General features: G+C 59.2%; 13 protein-coding genes and 1 pseudogene. 7 read left to right on the top strand and 7 right to left on the bottom strand.

The features are described from left to right. Positions 1 to 87 precede the first annotated feature (87 nt). Positions 88 to 2,265, top strand: a complete 2,178-nt coding sequence (locus G8760_RS24975; protein WP_166355563.1) for a glycoside hydrolase family 2 TIM barrel-domain containing protein — start codon at positions 88 to 90, stop codon at positions 2,263 to 2,265. Between the two features lie 87 nt (positions 2,266 to 2,352). On the opposite strand, the gene G8760_RS24980 is transcribed toward G8760_RS24975, so the two are convergent. From G8760_RS24980 to G8760_RS31210, 3 genes are all read right to left on the bottom strand, one after another. After that, complete coding sequence (locus G8760_RS24980; RefSeq protein WP_166355564.1) at positions 2,353 to 4,419, bottom strand: GMC family oxidoreductase; 2,067 nt, start codon at positions 4,417 to 4,419, stop codon at positions 2,353 to 2,355. A gap of 209 nt (positions 4,420 to 4,628) precedes the next feature. After that, entirely contained in the window at positions 4,629 to 5,588 is a 960-nt protein-coding gene (locus G8760_RS24985; RefSeq protein WP_207782703.1) for an aldo/keto reductase, read from the bottom strand. Between the two features lie 43 nt (positions 5,589 to 5,631). Continuing rightward, positions 5,632 to 6,876, bottom strand: a complete 1,245-nt coding sequence (locus tag G8760_RS31210) for a glycosyltransferase (RefSeq protein ID WP_166355565.1) — start codon at positions 6,874 to 6,876, stop codon at positions 5,632 to 5,634. Between the two features lie 434 nt (positions 6,877 to 7,310). Here G8760_RS31210 and G8760_RS31215 point away from each other — a divergent pair, with 434 nt between their 5' ends. Beyond that, the gene (locus tag G8760_RS31215; RefSeq protein ID WP_166355566.1) at positions 7,311 to 8,579 is read left to right on the top strand and encodes a glycosyltransferase; all 1,269 of its coding nucleotides are present in this window, start codon (positions 7,311 to 7,313) and stop codon (positions 8,577 to 8,579) included. 271 nt (positions 8,580 to 8,850) lie between these two features. Here the strand turns inward: G8760_RS31215 and G8760_RS31220 are convergent, their stop codons facing one another. Next, complete coding sequence (locus G8760_RS31220; protein ID WP_166355567.1) at positions 8,851 to 9,744, bottom strand: ABC transporter ATP-binding protein; 894 nt, start codon at positions 9,742 to 9,744, stop codon at positions 8,851 to 8,853. Positions 9,745 to 9,764: 20 nt separating this feature from the next. Continuing rightward, entirely contained in the window at positions 9,765 to 10,064 is a 300-nt protein-coding gene (locus G8760_RS31225) for an oligopeptide/dipeptide ABC transporter ATP-binding protein (protein WP_425502379.1), read from the bottom strand. Between G8760_RS31225 and G8760_RS30645 the strand changes: the two genes are divergently transcribed. After that, positions 10,044 to 10,166, top strand: a complete 123-nt coding sequence (locus tag G8760_RS30645; protein ID WP_281355181.1) for a hypothetical protein — start codon at positions 10,044 to 10,046, stop codon at positions 10,164 to 10,166. The two genes, G8760_RS31225 and G8760_RS30645, sit on opposite strands and share 21 nt — an antisense overlap. Positions 10,167 to 10,190: 24 nt before the next feature. Here the strand turns inward: G8760_RS30645 and G8760_RS31230 are convergent. After that, a pseudogene (locus tag G8760_RS31230) lies at positions 10,191 to 10,853 on the bottom strand (ATP-binding cassette domain-containing protein); the annotation flags it as partial. A 399-nt stretch (positions 10,854 to 11,252) separates the two neighbouring features. Here G8760_RS31230 and G8760_RS25010 point away from each other — a divergent pair. The 3 genes from G8760_RS25010 to G8760_RS25020 all read left to right on the top strand — a co-directional run bounded on the left by G8760_RS25010 (position 11,253) and on the right by G8760_RS25020 (position 15,073). Beyond that, positions 11,253 to 12,299, top strand: coding sequence for an NAD-dependent epimerase/dehydratase family protein (locus G8760_RS25010; RefSeq protein ID WP_166355569.1), 1,047 nt, complete (start codon positions 11,253 to 11,255; stop codon positions 12,297 to 12,299). Between the two features lie 5 nt (positions 12,300 to 12,304). Next, the gene (gene neuC / locus G8760_RS25015) at positions 12,305 to 13,483 is read left to right on the top strand and encodes a UDP-N-acetylglucosamine 2-epimerase (protein ID WP_166355570.1); all 1,179 of its coding nucleotides are present in this window, start codon (positions 12,305 to 12,307) and stop codon (positions 13,481 to 13,483) included. Positions 13,484 to 13,636: 153 nt separating this feature from the next. Next, complete coding sequence (locus G8760_RS25020) at positions 13,637 to 15,073, top strand: MFS transporter (protein ID WP_166355571.1); 1,437 nt, start codon at positions 13,637 to 13,639, stop codon at positions 15,071 to 15,073. A gap of 80 nt (positions 15,074 to 15,153) precedes the next feature. On the opposite strand, the gene G8760_RS30990 is transcribed toward G8760_RS25020, so the two are convergent. After that, positions 15,154 to 15,348, bottom strand: coding sequence for a (4Fe-4S)-binding protein (locus tag G8760_RS30990; RefSeq protein ID WP_166355572.1), 195 nt, complete (start codon positions 15,346 to 15,348; stop codon positions 15,154 to 15,156). Positions 15,349 to 16,687: 1,339 nt separating this feature from the next. Between G8760_RS30990 and G8760_RS25030 the strand changes: the two genes are divergently transcribed. Further along, positions 16,688 to 17,854 (top strand): cytochrome P450, encoded by a 1,167-nt coding sequence (locus G8760_RS25030; protein WP_166355573.1) that lies wholly within the window; start codon positions 16,688 to 16,690, stop codon positions 17,852 to 17,854. Positions 17,855 to 17,858: the final 4 nt, after the last annotated feature.

The raw sequence follows: 17,858 nt of genomic DNA on the forward strand, positions 1-17,858 counted from the left end.
AATTCAGATGGGATCTTCTCAGGTGAGCCGCCGCCGGGAATCGGAATGTCGCCGGCATCGTTGGGGCAGGGTTGGAGAAAGGTACGTGTGCCTCATGACTGGCGTATCGCTCAACCACCGGCACAAGATGGTCCAGTCTGGCAGGCCTTTTCGCCGAACGGTGTCGCCTACTACAGACTCACCTTGCCGCCGCTCGAGTGGTTGGAGCGTACACGTACCGTGGTCGAGTTTGAAGGAGTGATGCGGGATGCCACGCTGTGGTGCAATGGCTTCCTTGTTGATGACCATTTGAGCGGCTATACGAGCATGCTTTTTGATCTCACCGAGTTGCTCAGGTATGGCGATGAGGGAAGTAACGTACTTCTGATTCGATGCGACACGACTACCCCCGAGGGCTGGTGGTACGAAGGTGGTGGCATCTACCGGGACGTCTGGCTGATCCGTCATCCAGACGTACATGTCGACTATGACGGCGTGTATGTGACGACGGCAGATGTGAGCGGCGAGGTAGCGGCGATCCGGATCGTCACGGCTGTACGCAACCAGACGACAGAGGACGTCACAGTCCCGGTGATGACGCGTGTGAATAACGATGCTCCTTCCACCCAAGTTGTGATGGTGCGAGCTGGGGACACTGCGGAGGTAGTGGCCGACGCGAAAGTAGTGTCACCGACACTGTGGGACATCGCGCAGGGCAATCTATATTCAGTCACGTGCGAAGTCGGGTTCGATCGTGTCGAGACTAGTTTTGGGATCCGGACCATTGAGGTGCGCGCTGGGGAAGGAGTCTTCCTCAATGGTGAGCGGGTGCGGTTCCAGGGAGCAAACCTTCATCAGGACTTTGCGGGACTGGGGATTGCTTTGCCAAACCGTGTCGTCGAGCACAAACTCGAGTTGTTGCAGCAGATGGGCTGTAACGCTGTTAGGATCGCGCACCACCCGCCGTCTCGTGTGTTCTTGGATGTGGCGGACAGATTAGGGATGTTGGTCATCGTAGAGAATCGCCTGTTGTCGACAGCGCGTCCTTACCTGGATGATCTCATCCAGACGGTGCGACGTTATCGCAACCATCCTTCGGTCTGGGCGTGGAGCCTCGAGAACGAGGAGCTGCTTGAAGATACCGTCCAAGGTACAAGAATCCTCCGCCGTCTAGTGAACCTCGTCCGACGCGTCGACTCGACGAGACCAACCATGGTCGGAGCGGACGGCCTGAACTGTTACTCGATTCGGACAGGCTACTTCGACGCCGTGGACGTGGTGGGAGTGCACTACCGAGCGTTGAACAGCACCATGGGCGATCTACACGCTTCACTGCCGAAGGCTGTTGTACTCGCAGATGAGGATGGTCTCTTCCCGACCGTGCGAGGGCAGTACGAAGATGATGAGATACACGGTTGGGCTTCATCATTCGGAACGAGAATGGGACAGTACGCGGTCTTACGTGAGTTGCACGCTGAGAGATCCGGTAGGGCGTTGCCTGATTACGATCTCGGCGCCACCTGGCAGTGGTTCGTTGACCATCCCGAGTCAGGGGGTGGATTTGTTTGGTCTGGCATGGACTACTTCGGTGAGCCAACGCCGATTAGGTGGCCGGTGACCCTAGCGAGTTATGGCGCCATGGATGTATGTGGATTCCCGAAGGACTATTACTGGCTGCTGCGTTCGTTCTTCCGACCTGAACCGCTTGTACACGTTCTACCTCATTGGACGTGGCCAGGTCATGAGGGTAGGCCGATACGGCTGTGGATCTATAGCAACTGTGACGAGGTCGAGCTCTTGGTCAACGGATCATCGCTTGGAGTCCGACAGGTGGAGAATCACATCGTAAGATGGGACGAGGGCATTGTTTACCGGCCGGGGATTCTCACCGCCCTCGGGCGTCAAGATGGGGAGATCACCGCGAAGTTCGACAGCCATACGGCGGGTCATCCGGTGAGCCTTCGAGCTACGGTCGACCGAAGTGTCATAGAAGGCGATGGCCGAGATGTTGCCCTCGTGAGCTTAACGGTCGAGGACGCTGAGGGGCGGTTTTGCCCCTGGGCGGACGACGATGTTCACTTTGAAGTTGAAGGTCCAGCCGAAGTGATCGGCGTGGGGAATGGTGACCCAACAAGTCTAGAAGCACATGTTGGGGATCGCCGTCGTGCTTTTCGTGGGCGCTGTCTTGCCATCGTGAGAGCTACTGGCGTTGGTTCTGTGAACGTTCATGCCACGGCACACGGCTTGGTGAGGGGCACCGCGTCGTTCGAGGCAGTTCTTTCGTAGTGCACGAAGGATCTCCACCTGGGGCAGCAAAGGCAGCGTCGACTCAGGGTGTCGTGTATGTAGGCCGAATTTCAAGCCGAGGAAGGTTCAGAGGCCATCTGTCTGTGTGAACTTCTCGGCGCAACGGTAAGCAAGCGCGAGAACGGTCAGGGCCGGATTGACACCTCCGTTGGTGACGTGGAGGGATGCATCCATGACCCATAGACCGGGGTGGTTGTGGACTCGACCATAAGGATCGGTTACTGACGTGGCTGGGTCGGTACCCATTCGTGCTGTTCCGGCCTGATGTTGGCCGGCACTCAAGCCGGTTTCAACCGGAAGCGACCACACACGTGTGGCCCCGGCGGCGGCTAGCCACTCTTCAGCCCGGCGTTTTAACGAGTGCCCTGCCTTCACGCTTTCGCGGTGGACCCGGCCCCGCAGCTCAGGCACGGGGACGCCGCGTCTGTCGGTGATGCCGGTGAAGAGCCGAACGCGGCAGGATGGCGTCGGAATTTCCTGGACCGGACCTAGAACGTGGCTCGTATATGCGTAGGAGTTCGCCATCGCCTCTTTGCCTGCCGTTCCCCACCGTCGAGCGTCTGGCGCCAAGGCGAGTTCCCAGAACATGACTGGGAGCTTAACGGTCGCGTTGCTCAATACACCGCCCCCAACTACGTCACCGACAGGGTTGTGTGCAAAGTCGAGGGTTGCGATGCTTGTGCCAGGGCCCTGTCCGTCCTGGACTTTGGTGTCGAAGATCCCAAAAGCATTCACATAGATGTGTCCCTGGAGGTGCCGGCCGACTTGTCCGGTGGCGTTGCCGAGCCCGCTTGGAAAGGTGTCGTTGGCGCTCGCAAGCAGGAGACGGGCGGTTTCGATGGCGCCAGCAGATAGCACTACAGATCTTGCATAGATCTCGCGCCGTTCGCCAGTGTCGGTATCGGACACGAGAACGCCTGTTGTGCGGCCAGTGGTGTCAACGAGGACACGTTCTGCCCGCGTGTTGGTGGCGAGTGTGCACCTGCCGGTCTCCAGAGCGATAGGAATAGTGGTGTTGTGGGTGCCGTTCTTCGCATCGACCGGACAAGCGAAGCCTGCGCATTCGCCGCACCCAACGCACGCCGAGCGGCCACCATGCGGGAGTGAATTGAGTAGGAGCGGCACTGGCCCTGTGGTCCAACCGAGCTTGTCCGCTCCTCTTCGGAGGACATCTGCTTCGAGATTTGCCGGCAGAGGTGGCATCGGATATTTTGTACTGCGGAACCCAACGTTGAGGTGAGCATGGTCGTCACCGCTTACCCCAAGTTCGTGTTCTGCTCGACTGTAGTACGGCTCAAGTTCATCGTAGGTTAACGGCCAGTCAGCTAAAGAGCTGTCTTCCGGGATGCCGTACTTTGTGGCCATGCGAAAGTCGTCGGGATGAAACCGCCATGCGATTCCCTGATAGACGCGACTTCCACCGCCGACCGTCATGGCGTTGTTGTTCCATTTCCGTGCAAAGGGCTGGCGGACGACGTGGGCTGGCTCTCCGGGCTGAACTATGACGCGTGGTCCGCCATCGGCGGCGTCAGGTCCCGTGTTATGTCCATAGAGCGGAAACGCTTGGTTTGCGACGTGATCATCTCCCACGGAACTGTAGGGGAGGAACTGGCCACGCTCGAGGAGTAGCACCGTAGCGCCGGCACTGCTAAGTACCCGAGCTGCCACACCGCCACCTAAGCCAGCCCCGACTACGATCACGTCGTACGTGGCGGACGAGTTGGAGAGTCTGGACTGCTTGAGTACGACATGGCGGCACGGCGGCGAAGGTGGCTGCTTCGGGCCAGGCGTATATCCCAGTGCGGTCCAGGCCTTGCTATTCGGTTGACGGTACCAGCCATGCGCTGTCAATCGTGTGAGAGTTTCGATAAACCGAGAGGGAGAAACGTTCCAGCCTGGGCGGGTCCGCTTCTGCTCCAGCTCGTGCACGAGAGCGGCGTCAGGCGCGCGGGGTTCGTTGGCGAGGGAAGCAAACCCTGGGCTTAGAATGTCTCGCCATAGCGGTGCATGGCTTGTCTGTGCAAGTGAATCTAGCCAACGCATGACTTCGTCTTGTTCGGCCGAGGGTTGGTCGTCGGGAACGATCACGTTGATGATCTTAGCAACGAGCTTACGATCGTTGAATGGAATCATTAATCGATCTCCTAATCCATTCGGGGAAGCAGGTCACAAATATGCGCCGTTGTGGTCTTGGTTTCCTTACTATTTTCTTATAGAGATCGTGGTGGGTGAAATTGTGGCGACTCTAGGAAACTGGACGGTCGGGGCAAATCATCTCCAGCGTCGGGCGTAGTTGGAGTCTGGAATGGTGCCGAACTGGTGTGGCGATCGGTTGGGCTCCTTCAATCTTGCCAGTACTCTTGTGGTGCGGCGGAGCGTTCAAGCGTTTCCCAAAGTTCTTCCGGAATCGGCCAATGAGCGAGGCGCAGGGTGTTCCGAATCCGCTCAGGTTGAGAGACGCCGATGAGTGTGGAGCTGATCCGAGCATCGCGAGTTGAGAATTGGACGGCAGCAGCGGCGAGCGGAACCTGGTGGGCTAGGCAGGCGTCCTGAATCGCCCGAACCCGATCAAGGACAACCGGGTGTGCGTGGCGATATGCATAACTAGCAGATCGGCTAGCACCGCGGGCGAGCAGGCCGCCTCCGAATGGCGCGGCGTTCACCACAGCAAGACCTGCGGAGTTAGCAGTGTTGATCAGATCGTTCGCCGAACGATCGAGCAGTGTCCACCGGTTGTGTGTCAATACCGCATGGAAGATCCCGGTATGGATATAACGAGTGAGCAGGCCAACCGGTCCACCCGCAACGCCGATATAGTCGGCGAGTCCCTCATCGTGGATGCGGATAAGCTCTTTGACTGGACCGCGTGGGCTTGTAGCCTCGGAGAACGAGATATGCTCTGGGTCGTGAAGGTACAGGAGCGGGAAACGATCCAGACCCAGCCGTTTGAGGCTGCCTTCTAGGGACTTCCGGATCTGCGATCCGGAAAAGTCGCCTGTATATTTGTCCCGGTCAACCTTGGTTGCTAGCACGAACCGTTTCGGTATCCCGCCGTACTCGGAGATCGCCGTGCCGATGCGTCGTTCTCCCGAGCCGTCGCCGTACTCCGCCGCGGTGTCGATGAGGTTCACCGGCCCGCGCAAGATCTCCAGTATGGTGTCGATCGCGCGCCTTTCTGGAACCGCATACCCGAACGCCGCAGGCATGCTCGCGAGTGCGCTGGTGCCAAACCCGATCTCGGTAACTTCTAAGCTGGTTGACCCGAATGTCCGTAGCGGCATGTTGACCGTTGGTTCGTTCATGGCCCTCGCCTCGGGGAAGGTGGAGTGCGGCGGTACGCGATCGTCAGGGGACAGTCTCCAAGATCTTTACTGCCTTCGTGGGGCCGTCCTCCGCGCGGATGCGGTCTCCCAGTTCATGTGCACGGCGAGCTAGTCGACCGTCGGTGACCGCCTGATGGATCGCCCGAGCGAGGCGCTCTGGTGTGAGGTCGCGGTAGGGCTGAGGCGGTGGGGCGACGCCACATGAGTGTAGTTGGCGGGCGTAGAACGCTTGGTCTGTTGTGCTGAATGGGCAGACTACTTGTGGCCTGCCTGCGGCGAGCGCGTAACCGATCGTCCCGTTGCCACCATGATGGACGATGGCGGCTACACGCGGGAAGAGCCAATCGAATGATGTCTCTTGGACGTAGGCTATCTCGTCTGGTAGTTCGTGGGGGTCGATAGCTCCCCAGCCGCCCACTACAACTGCACGTACGTCCGCGAGTCGAACCGCTTCCGCTACGGTGCGTCCCAAGCGCCGCGGCTCTGTCAGGGCCATGCTGCCGAATCCGATACAAATCGGGGGATCGCCAGCTTCGAGGAAAGCTGAGAGGGCTGTCGGTGCTTCTCGACGATCCGGAGCGGTCGGGAGGAGCCAGTAACCGGTGGTATGCACCCACTTGGGGTACCTCAGGGGCGAAGGCAATACATGCCTGCTGAATGCCTGGAGTGCGACAGTGGGTGTGCCATCTGGGCGCAACATCACGTTTCGGTGACCTCGCCTTGGGGGCAGGCCTAGCGTTCGACGGCGCCATCGGCCGACCGTTGGGAAAAGCGTCCGCATGACCAGTCCGGTCCATGCATAAGAGGAGCGATTTAAGCTAGATGGCAGAGCATACGGGAAGAACGGATTGGCGAACGAGGTGGTCGGAACCCACGATGGATGTGCGCACACCGGCACAGCTGGCACGCCGAGCAGTTCGGCAATTTGATGTCCGGGAAGTGCTGCGGAGTGTATGACAATGTCCGGCTTTTCGTCGGCCGCGGACGCGAAGTCGTCGAGCATGCCTGCGCGTTCTCGCTGAACTCGGGGAATCAACTGGAGTGGCACGTTCTTGCGGCTGAGTCCGCGAATGTGAGGGTCGTTCACGATCTTCTTAGTGCGGTCCTGAAACCGAAGAACGCGTTGTGCGTTGGCATGGAAGAGGTGTGCCGATGTCTCGGGTGCCCCTACCGTCACCTCATGGCCTTGCTCGCTAAGGCTCTTCGCTAGTGCGGCAAATGGTTGAATATCGCCGCGACTAAAATGAGTGAGAATCAGCACCTTCATGTGGCGACGGCCTTTCGGTAGCGGCCGCGGCGTGGCCTGCAGGGCCAAACGCGGGCAACGTGTTGGTTTATGGCCGGGCTGGCTCGGCCGAGGTCCCGCGCCTCTTCCTTGTGATCGAGTTCGCCAGGTTGTGGCTCAACCTTGACACGAGCCAACCTTGAGTGTGGAGGGGGTCGGTTTTGCCCCCTTGCGGCGCACCCCTCCTGCTTGGTGACGTGCGGATCGAACCGAGGCATCTACCGCGGCAGCAGGTTTTCCCGTCTGCCTGGTGGCGATTCTGGACAGTTCTTCTTGCGCCATAAATGATCCCCTACTCAAGCAGGAGAAACGATGGGAGAGTCTCGTTGATGGACTACCGGAGCTTCAATATTCCGAACGACAAAGTAGGTAGCATGTGCATCATCTGTTCTTTTGCGGTGGAATGACGGTAGGCTATGAGGGTTCTAGTAATTACTCACGGTACTCGTGGTGATGTCCAACCATTCGTCGCCCTCGCTCAGGCGCTAAGCGTTGCTGGCCATGAGCCGGTCTTGGTTATGCCCAAGGGATTCAGTGCCCTAGCGGAGCCGCACGGCGTACATGTTGAGGCCATCCACGATGCGTTCGGTGAGTTCGGCAAAGATCCTACGGTGCGGGCTGCGTACGAAATCAACTTCCGTGGTGTGCGTGGCAAGCGACTTGCGATTGAATTCATGCGAAGGTACAGGGGTTCAATTGCTCGTGCATTCGACGACATCGCAGCTGTCGTTGATCATTGTGATGCCGACCTGGTTGTACATCTTCCGAACATTCCTGGTCACGAGGTCGCCGAGCGACTCGGTGTGCCGTCCGTCGCGGGGTGCCTGCAACCTGGTTGGGTTCCGACGGATTCATTTCCGAACCCGCTCATATCCCTGCCGCTGCCACGCGCCTTCAACCGAATGTCGTATGTGGCGACCAGGCTATGGTCTCGTGCGCAGAACGGCAGTACCAGGAAATGGCGGCGGACCGCGCTCGGGTTGTCGTCCCGCCGTCGGCGTGCGGACATCTTCCGACGACCCGATGGTTCTCGAGCGATCGCGCTGCACGCCTTTAGTCAATATCTCCTTCCCCCGTCTACCAGCTATCCGAGTTGGGCACACACGACGGGATTCTGGAGCTTACCGGCACCGCCTGACTGGCGTCCGCCGGCTCGCTTGGTGAACTTTCTCGCTTCCGGTGAGCCTCCGATTTATGTAGGTTTCGGAAGCGTCGCTGGTAGCGATCCGGCCCGTGCGGCACAAGTGGTTACCAAGGCTGTAAAGCAAGCTGGTGTTCGGGCGCTCCTGGTGAAGGGTTGGGGAGGGATTCGCTCTGCCCAGGAGACGCCAGACGACATACTCGTCCTGGACGACGTGCCGTTTGAGTGGCTCTTCAGCCGCGTCTCCCTCATTGTCCATCATGGGGGAGTCGGAACGATCGGTGCGGCGCTAGCCTCTGGGCGACCCCAAGTGGTCTGCCCTTTTATGTACGAACAACCCTTCACTGCGCGGCGTATGCACGCGATTGGTGTGGCGCCACCTCCAATATCGCAGACCGAGTTGACTGCCGACTCGCTCGCCAGCGCTATTCGCGAAGCGCTCACTGACCGTTCGAGTATCTACAGGGCCGAAGAGGCGGGGGATCTGGTCCGCTCCGAACGTGGTACAGCGGTTGCCGTGAAGATTCTAGAGTCACTCACCTAACGCATAGCAACCCCTCCGCGGATCGGCATGGGTTAGGCCATTATGTGGGCGGCGAACGTCCATGACGGTCGCTGCTGAAGCCACGAGTTGATGTTGTTGAACTGCAACGATTTGGAGCGCGCCGGTCAATACGCTCAACCCCCGTAGCGCCAACTGGCAGCGCTGTCTGCCCTGGCCATTTGCCGTACTCGTCATCGATCAGAGGTTGACCCACCTTGTCTGTCTCGACATCGAATGACACGGGAGTTTGAGTATCAAGATGGCTGGACTGCTAAGCCTGGCCCGCGAACGTCGGCGCGATAGTCCCGCTGGCCGCTTCGTTAGCTGGAACTGTGCTTGCCATGACCGAGGCGAGTCTTGGTGCGGCGGCGAGGAGTGACTTGGTGTAGGGGTGCTGAGGGTCTTCGTAGACCTGCTCGGTATGACCTTGCTCGACAATCTCGCCACGGTACATCACGATCGTACGGTTGGTTAAGCACCGCACTACTCGCATGTCGTGGGAGACTACGAGGACTGCGAGTTGTCGTTGAGCACGTATGTCACGTATTACGTTGAGAACTTGTGCTTGCACAGACACGTCGAGCGCTGAAGTAGGCTCGTCGGCGATGATCAAGCTGGGGTCAACTGCCAGAGCGCGTGCGAGTGCCACTCTCTGAAGTTGCCCGCCGGAGAGTGCTCTGACGGGACGGCCCGCTATGGACGCGGGCAGGCCGACGCTTTGGAGCGCATCTATCACCTTGGCGTCACGTTCGCGCCGAGTGCCGATGTGAAGAACCGTTAGGGGGTCGCGCACTACCGCGGCGACACTCAGTCTCGGGTTCAATGAACTACGTGGATCCTGGAATACCGTTGATGCATCCCGGCTGAGCATCCGGAATCTAGCGGTATTGCGAATGGCGTATATATTGCGCCCTCGATGTGCAACTTGGCCTGAAGTTGGCCGGATGAGGCCGAGCATACAGCGAGCTAAGGTCGTTTTTCCTGACCCTGATTCGCCGATCAGCCCTACGGCCTCAGCAGGCCGAACGCAGAGGGTAACATTTTTTAGTGCCCACGTCTGACCATGTTTGCCTGGATACGAAACGCTGACGCTGCGAACATCGAGGATGGCTGCTGAGGTGGCAGACACAGGACTCGAACGGTTGGTTTCCTCGAGAACGGTCATCACTCGTCCTTTCCTCGGTGCTACCCGTTGGCCGAACGACGTGTGCCTTCATTTGCTTCACTAGTCCAGGAGGACTGGTCGCTAGGCGGGAGCGGGTGGTGACATGCCAAGAGGCGGCTGCCTGAAGTCTGAAGGGCTGGTCGAGTGACGCACGCGTCACTCGCTCTGGAACAGCGGTCACGGAAGCGGCAGCCGGTGGGAAGATCTCGCGGTTGACGAACTTGACCTGGAATGGGTGCCAACCGATCCCAGCGTTGTTCGATGCTCATGCTCGCTCTGAGCAGGCCAGACGTATATGGATGACGCGGCTCGAGGAGGATGTCGTTGGTCGGTCCGGTCTCGACGACCTGGCCGGCGTAAAGGACGGCCGCACGGGAGGTGACCTCGGACACGAGGCCAAGGTCGTGGCTAATGAAGAGTAGGGCGAACCGCCGACTAGTCTGCAATGCCCGGAGAAGTTGGACGACTTGCCGTTGGATGGTGACGTCCAATGCGGTGGTCGGCTCATCGGCGATGATGAGAGCGGGATCGCGGGCCAACGCAAGTGCTATGAGGACGCGTTGACGTTGCCCTCCGGACAGCTGATGCGGTCTGGAGCGCATAATACGGTCGGTTTCTTGGAGGCCAACTGAACTGAGTAGGTCTTCGGGGGTAGACGATGAGCCGAGCCTACATATTTGCCGAAGTTGGGAAGCTATTGTCATTCCTGGGTTGAGGCTACTGGTTGCATCTTGATAAACCATTCCAACACCTGCGCCATGCATGCGACGCACCTGAGATCGTGACATGCTGCGGACGTCTTGCCCTCGGAATTCCACGGCGCCGTTCCATGTGGCGGCCGCCGGAAGAAGGTTGGCTGCGGCCAAGCCGAGGAGTGACTTCCCGCAGCCTGATTCGCCGACGACGGCGACAGCTTCGCCGGGGTTGATCGTGAGGTCGATTCCATCCAGCACAGGAACGTTGCCGTGGCGTTTGGGAAAGTGCACATGCAGGTCCTGGACACGCAGGAGCGGTGTTCCGCTGGGCGCGTCCATCGTGCACTGTGCGGTCGGATCGCTGGTGAGAACCATTGTCACCTCCGAGTAGGCCCAGCCTGAGGTGGCGCTCATACATGAAACACATGTTTCGTTTTACGGTAGCTCAAAAAGGCCGCGACTACCTAGCCCGGCGAGATGTAACTGTTCAGATGCACTTCAGAGCGCGAGAGGCGCGAGAGCGCGAGAGCGCGAGAGCGCAGGGTGGAGCAGCCATGTGTTCAGCACTTCAGGTGATGGTTCGTGGTCCGGGTGGAACTCTGCCCCCTACCTTTAGGCGCTCTCGCGCGGCGACGATGAACTGCAGTCGCGATGTGCCGGTTGGACTTGAGGTAGCGGTATCTATGTCGAGATAGTCCCATTTCATGGGCGAAGGCTTGGCTGCCGAGACTGGCCGCCTCGTGTGTCAGACAGCGCTATGACGTCCTGCATGGACTTCGAAAGTGGCGGGAATTGAGGCGAGCGGAGGTGGTCATGAGGATCTTGGTGACCGGAGTGGCGGGACGAGTCGGCTCGACGTTGGCGCAACATTTGGTCCAGGCTGGCCATGACGTTAGGGGTGTGGTCCGCCCCCGGGGCCGGCTGCCGCATGAGTCGATGATGCAGCATGTCGGCCTCGTCCAGGCTGACCTCAGCGACACAGACGCACTCATGCGCGCGGTGTCCGGTACTGACGTTGTCGTCCACCTCGCAGCTCGGATGGTGATGTCCGACATGCCGGTCGAAGAGTTCTTCGACGCCAACGTCACAGGCACCCTCAGAGTGCTCGAGGCGTGCGTTCGCCAGCCGACGCCACCGCGCCGGATCGTCTTCGCCAGCACGGACAACGTCTACGGCCCGGCCGAGCCACGGTCGTGGCCGATGACGGAGGAGCACCCGCAGGTGCCGGGAGACTATTACGGCACGTCGAAGGTGCTCGGCGAAGAGCTAGTGCGCAACTACGGCAAGCTGCACGGGCTTCCATACGTGATCGTCAGGTTGGCATCTGTGCTCGCCCCCAACGAAACCTCCAGTGTGTGCCGGCTTGACTGGGCCCGATCCTTTGTGGCCGCACACGTCGCGGCGAACCGGCGCAGCAATCTGTGGCCGCTGTTCGCTGATCGTCTCGATGTCATGTCCGCCATGGAGGCGGAGGCCATGGGACGCAGAGACAACCCCGCTGTCGCGTTGACCGGACCCGACGGGGAGCCGTGGGCGATCCACTTCACCGACGTTCGTGACGCGGTGACCGGCCTGATGCTCGCCATCAGCGACGACGCTGCGGTGAACAACACGTTCAACATCGCCGGCCCGCGGACGACCACCTTTGAGGAGGCATCTCGGGCTCTGACCCAACACCTGCAGCTGGACAGCGTGACGTTACGCCTGCCAGTACGGCTCGCTTTCGAGCTGTCGATCGACAAAGCGGGCCGCCTGTTGGGGTACTCGCCCGAGTGGACCTTCGGGAGGTCACTAGCGAGCGGTATTGGTCTGGCCGACGCGCATGAGGTGCACGACTATGTTCCCGTCGGCGAGGTGTGAGGCTGGTGCGGCGGATCTGCGTAGTCACCGGCTCGCGCGCAGACTACGGACCGCTGTTGGCGTTGCTCCACGCGCTCCGAGAACATCCGGAGATCGACCTGCGGCTCGTGGTGACGGGCGGCCACCTGGTCCGAGGCCAGGGTATGACCGTTGACAGAGTGAAAGCCGATGGTTTCCAGGTCGATGAATGTCTCGACATCGTGCTGGCCGGTGACAGCCCGGCAGCGGTGGCGAAATCGTATGCGCTCGCGGTGATCGGACTGGTCGACGTATTCGACCGGCTCACGCCGGACATCCTTGTTGTGCTCGGCGACCGTTACGAAGCCCATGCTGCCGCCTGGACCGCACATCTTCGTCGGCTTCCCGTCGCTCATATTCATGGTGGCGAGCTTTCCTATGGATCGACCGATGACGCCGCTCGGCACTCCATCACCAAGCTCGCCCATCTTCACTTCACCGCCAATGAAGAGTTCAGCCGACGGGTGATCCAGATGGGGGAGCAGCCCGACCGGGTCTTCACTACGGGGGCGCCAAGTCTCGACACAATCCGCTCCGTCGCCCTACTTCAGCGGGGCGACCTTGAGGCGCTGCTCGGGATCGATCTGCGAGACCCTCTCTTCGCGGTCACCTATCATCCGGCTACCAACGATCCGCCTGGAAGTGTGGCCGGGGCGAAGGGGCTGATCGAGGCACTCGACACGTTCCCGCACGCGACCTTCGTCTTCACCGGCACCAACGTGGACCAGGAGGCGTCGGCCATCGCCGAGATGATCGATGCCTATGTCGGCCGCCACCCCGGCCGCGCCATCGTTGTTCCATCCCTCGGGCAGGTCGCATATCTGAGTCTCGTGGCGTGTGCCTCCGCGGTCGTAGGAAACTCCTCCAGCGGATTGGTAGAAGCGCCGGCGTTGGGGACGCCGACGGTCAACATCGGCTCTCGGCAGCAAGGCCGGCCTCGCGCCACCTCAGTGATCGACAGCGGTGAATCGGCGGCCGAGATCGAACACTCGATCCGACAAGCGTTGACACCCCGCCATCAGCAGCGTAGCCGCCTAGCTCGTTCTCCCTGGGGGGACGGTGACGCGGCGGGCCGCATAGTGGACGTGCTTGCAGGCATTGAGCCTGAGCTAGTGTATTCCAAGGTATTCGGCGACGAGCCGATGAAGTGCCATGATCGGTCGTGAAGCTCTCACCCGACTACCGAGATCCGCGGCTCGCGTACGCGGAGGAATAGTCCATTTCCAGCATGGACATGGAGCCTGGGATTGTGGGCTCTACGAATTCTCGATAGCGCCAAAGCTCGTCCACGACGCTGAGGCGACCTCGAAAGTACGACCGTGAGACCGGACAACCGCGTTGGGCGGTCGCTGGGGTACGGGATCAGCCAGACAGCGGGCGGTCTGCCGGTGCTACTCATCGGTTGCCTGGCTCAGTTCGTCGTGGCACTGAACGCCACCGTCGTAGTGGTCGCGTTGCCCTTGATTCAGGCAGACCTAGGCTTCAGCGCACAGGATCTTACCTGGATCTTGAACGCATACATTCTCACCATTGGAGGCTTCTTACTGCTTGCGGGGCGCGCGGGGGACCTACTTGGACACAAACGTGTACTCCTAGCTGGCGCGTCGATCTTCACTATTGCGTCACTCGTCGCGGCTGTCTCTATATCCGCAGGCATCCTTGTCGCCGCCCGCGCCCTGCAGGGTATTGCTGCCGCATTAGTGGTGCCGTCAGCGCTCTCTATCGTGATCGCAACCTTCGGCGACGGCGTCAAACGACGAAGAGCGTTGTCTGTTTGGGGGGCAGCAAATTCAGTAGGCGCGAGCGTTGCCTTCGTCGTTGGAGGTGTGCTAACCGAGTTACTGACTTGGCGCGCAATCTTCTTTATTAACGTTCCCTATGGGCTGATGATTGTTGGAGCCATTCATAGATGGATGCCGGAAAGTAGACGGTCATTCGCGCCTCACATGGACATCGCGGGTGCTCTACTTTTCACAGGGACTGCCATAATGTTGGTATATGGAGTAGTGCGCGTAAATCAAGTGGGGCTGTTGGATCCTCTGGCCGCGGTGGCTGCGGCGACGACCTTGGTCGGTGGAGTTATGCTTGTAATTGTTGAACATGGTCGACAAGATCCACTTGTGCGGCTAGGCATCTTCCGGATAAGGACATTTACGGTAGCGATTGGCGGTGCGACTATTGTGGCCGGTGCTGCCCTGGTGACTGCCTATCTTGCGGCTCTATATTTCCAGGAAGCTCTGCACTTCTCCCCGCTAACTACCGGTGTGGCTTTTTTGCCAATGATGATTGTCCTATCGGTCGCGGCACTCAGTACCCATGCGCTCTTAGGACGAGCGAAAGTTCATTGGGTGATGCCGGCCGTACTGGCACTGATGGGGCTCGGCGCTGGCTTGTTCGCGGTCGTCGGTATGAACTCGGGGTACGGGGCCTCGCTGCTGGGCTTGGTGATGATCTATGCCGGAGTAGGTTGTGCAAGTGTCATAGTGACCATTCTGGCATCGACGCGACTTTCCGAAAATGAAGTCGGGATGGCCTCGGGCTTGATTTCGACATCATTTCAGGTTGGCGGTGCTGTCTGGTTGGCGGTCTTCTCGTCTGTCGCGTTGGCTTCGACAACTTTGGTTGGCTCTGGTGGAGCGGGCCAAGAGATGGTCTCGGGATATCGGACTGGGCTCTTTGTGGTTGCGCTGCTTCTGATCGTGTGGTCGGCTGCAACGGCTGCAATTCTCCGGCCACGATCTGCCTCGCCGAGATGATGGTCGTAGTTCATGGTCCACGGACGAGTCTGGACTTTCTCGCCGCCAATTGTCATGCGGCGAAGGGAAGCTCTCGCGGCTCAATCTAGGGCGGACAGCGCCCCAGACGGGCAGAGTTCGATCGCTTCATGTATCCTCGCAACGTCGACGGATTCCGGTTCGTTACTTCTGAGTTCTACGCGGCCGTTATTTTCGTCCTGATCGAACACGTCAGGAGCGGCGAAGACGCACATGCCGGCACCTATGCATACTTCGCGATCTGCATTGATTCTCATTTATCCTCCAGCTGACGTGCTACTTGATAAGTATAGTGAAGACTCGCACCGATGCCTGGTAAATGGCCAACCATCAACCGGTCGCAGATGATGATTGCCGAGAGGTCTCAATAGTAGCTAGCGAACTAGCCGGCCGTCCAGCTGCATATGGCCAAGGTGCAGGTAATCAAGGTGGACAAGAGGTCCAGTCGGGGAACGCGAGATCCTCGGGCGGCGTCCGGTTAAACGTGCAAACGCATGCGCCCCGCTTTCCGCACGTCCGAGGGTGGTTTGTGCCGCCGGGTCGAGTTGGTTGTTTATCCGGTGGTGTGGGGATGTTTAGCCTGCGGCAGGCTCATGCCACGATCCAGGCCAGCACGTGCCCTATCATCCGGTCGGCGCGCCGGCGCGCTGATCTGTCAAGAGGGCTCACACGCACTTGCCCATCCCAGGCGTCGCACCGCGCCACCCGAGGCAAACGCCCACCACGCCGGTCTGACCCGAGAAGTTCAGCTCCCGTTTTCACGAAGGCATCGGCGACGCTTGCGCCGCCATTAGTTTCACGCGCCGCCGCCAAGGTCAGCTAAGAGTCGGCCGGCGAGTGAAGCTTGCGGACCGGCATCAGCGCGACTCGAGTGTGTTGGGGGATCCGCTGAGGATGGGCAGACATGTTCCAGTGTGTGTGGGACTCAGGCGTCGTGCTCATGAATCCCGGCTGGAAGTCATGCGTTCGACCAGTTAAACTGAGTTGAGTTGTATCTATGCTAGCTGCCCGCCCGTATGTCGCGTTGTGCAAGGTCAGTAGCTAACTCCGCCTAGGGCTTTTGGTCCAGCAGAGGATTTCTAGGCGTATCGTTCAAGATCTGATGAAGTGTCCCCGGCCCTAGCTGGTACTTCGTCCTTAGTTGGGACTCCCAGCTTCTTGGTCGACGTTGACAAATGTGACTTAAGCCCGACTGAATGGCGACGATTTTCGGAGCCCGGCGTAGTGTGCTGCAGTCGCCTTGTCGAAGGGTCGTTGTCACCAGTCTGGCTCCGGTCCAGATCACTGACAGAGGGTGAACCGTTCCGCATGGAAGTAATTTGCTCTCTGCCGCCGAGCCGAACACTGGTTGCCCGCACCGGCGGCGCCTTTAACCCGGGCGTATCCACGGCACGGGTGCAAGGCATTTACATGGATAGGATCGCGATGAGGAGAACCAACCCTACGCCCCCCGGCGCAGTGCCCTTGCCCACACAGCGGAGAGCATTTGAGTTGCCGTCGGAAATTGCAAGCATGCGTCGAGAGCGGCCGATATCGCCCCTCAGATATCCCGATGGTAGAAACGGGTGGCTGGTCACGAGTTACACGCTCGCACGTATGGTCTTGCGAGATGCGCGATTTAGCATGCAACCGGCTATCCTTCCGGTGGGCCTGCCAGCCAAGCTTGCGGCAGTCCTATTTAACAGTCCTGACCTTCCGGACGACGTCAGATCAGAGTTTGAACGCATCATAGGTGAAGGAAAGGAACTGCACGCGGCATTGGGTGACGAAGATGTTGTTAGGTCGATTCGACGGTCGCCGACTAGTGCTCAAATTCTTCTAGGAATGGATCCGCCTGAACATGCGAGAATAAGGAGAATTCTAGCGGGCTATTTCACGGTTCGTAGGGTTCGGGCGTACCGAGAAAAGATCAATTCAGTGGTGTCAAGTTGTCTTGACGAGTTGGAGGAAATGGATTCGCCGCAGGACCTTGTGGAGAATTTTGCACTCCCGGTGTCATCTATGTCGATTTGCGAATTGTTAGGCGCCCCTTATGGTGACCGATGTAAGTTCGAGGACCTGGCGAGCGTGGGAATTGATCCAGAATCATCGGTGGATGATCTTATGTCAGTGAGGCAAGATTTCTATGATTACGCAACTTCGCTTATTGAAGGCGGTCGGGCGTCATCTGATGGAATACTGTACGCGTTGGCCAATGAAGGACAGTTGACGACCAGTGAGCAGCTTGGAGTCGCGGAACAGTTGTTTGTTGCAGGTCATCACACGTCGGCGAACATGTTGGCGCTCGCGGTGTGCACCTTGCTGGAAGATCGAAGAAGATGGGACTACCTTCGGGCTGACTTCTCAACGATTGGTGGAGCTGTCGAGGAGTTGCTCCGTTACTTGACAATCTTTCAAGTTGGAGCCTTTACGAGAACTGCGCTGTGTGAAGTTGAGATTAATGACATCGTGATAAAGTCGGGAGATCCGGTAACCGTTTCATTGCTCGCTGCGAATCATGATCCAGATCAATTTGATCAGCCAAGCGAACTTAATTTAGGTCGGTCGGCATCGGGGCACCTGGCGTTTGGTCACGGCGTGCATCAGTGCTTGGGTCAGCACTTGGCCAGACTTGAACTTGAGGTCGCTCTTTCTGGCTTGGTTAGTCGTTTCCCAACGCTTCGATTGGCCGTTCCTTTCGATGATATCGCCTTTTTCGGTGGGGACCAGATGATATATGGCGTGCGGAAGTTGCCCGTGGTTTGGGGGGGGGGGGACGTGTGATTTG

Source organism: Phytoactinopolyspora limicola, from assembly GCF_011320225.1.
Taxonomy (GTDB): domain Bacteria; phylum Actinomycetota; class Actinomycetes; order Jiangellales; family Jiangellaceae; genus Phytoactinopolyspora; species Phytoactinopolyspora limicola.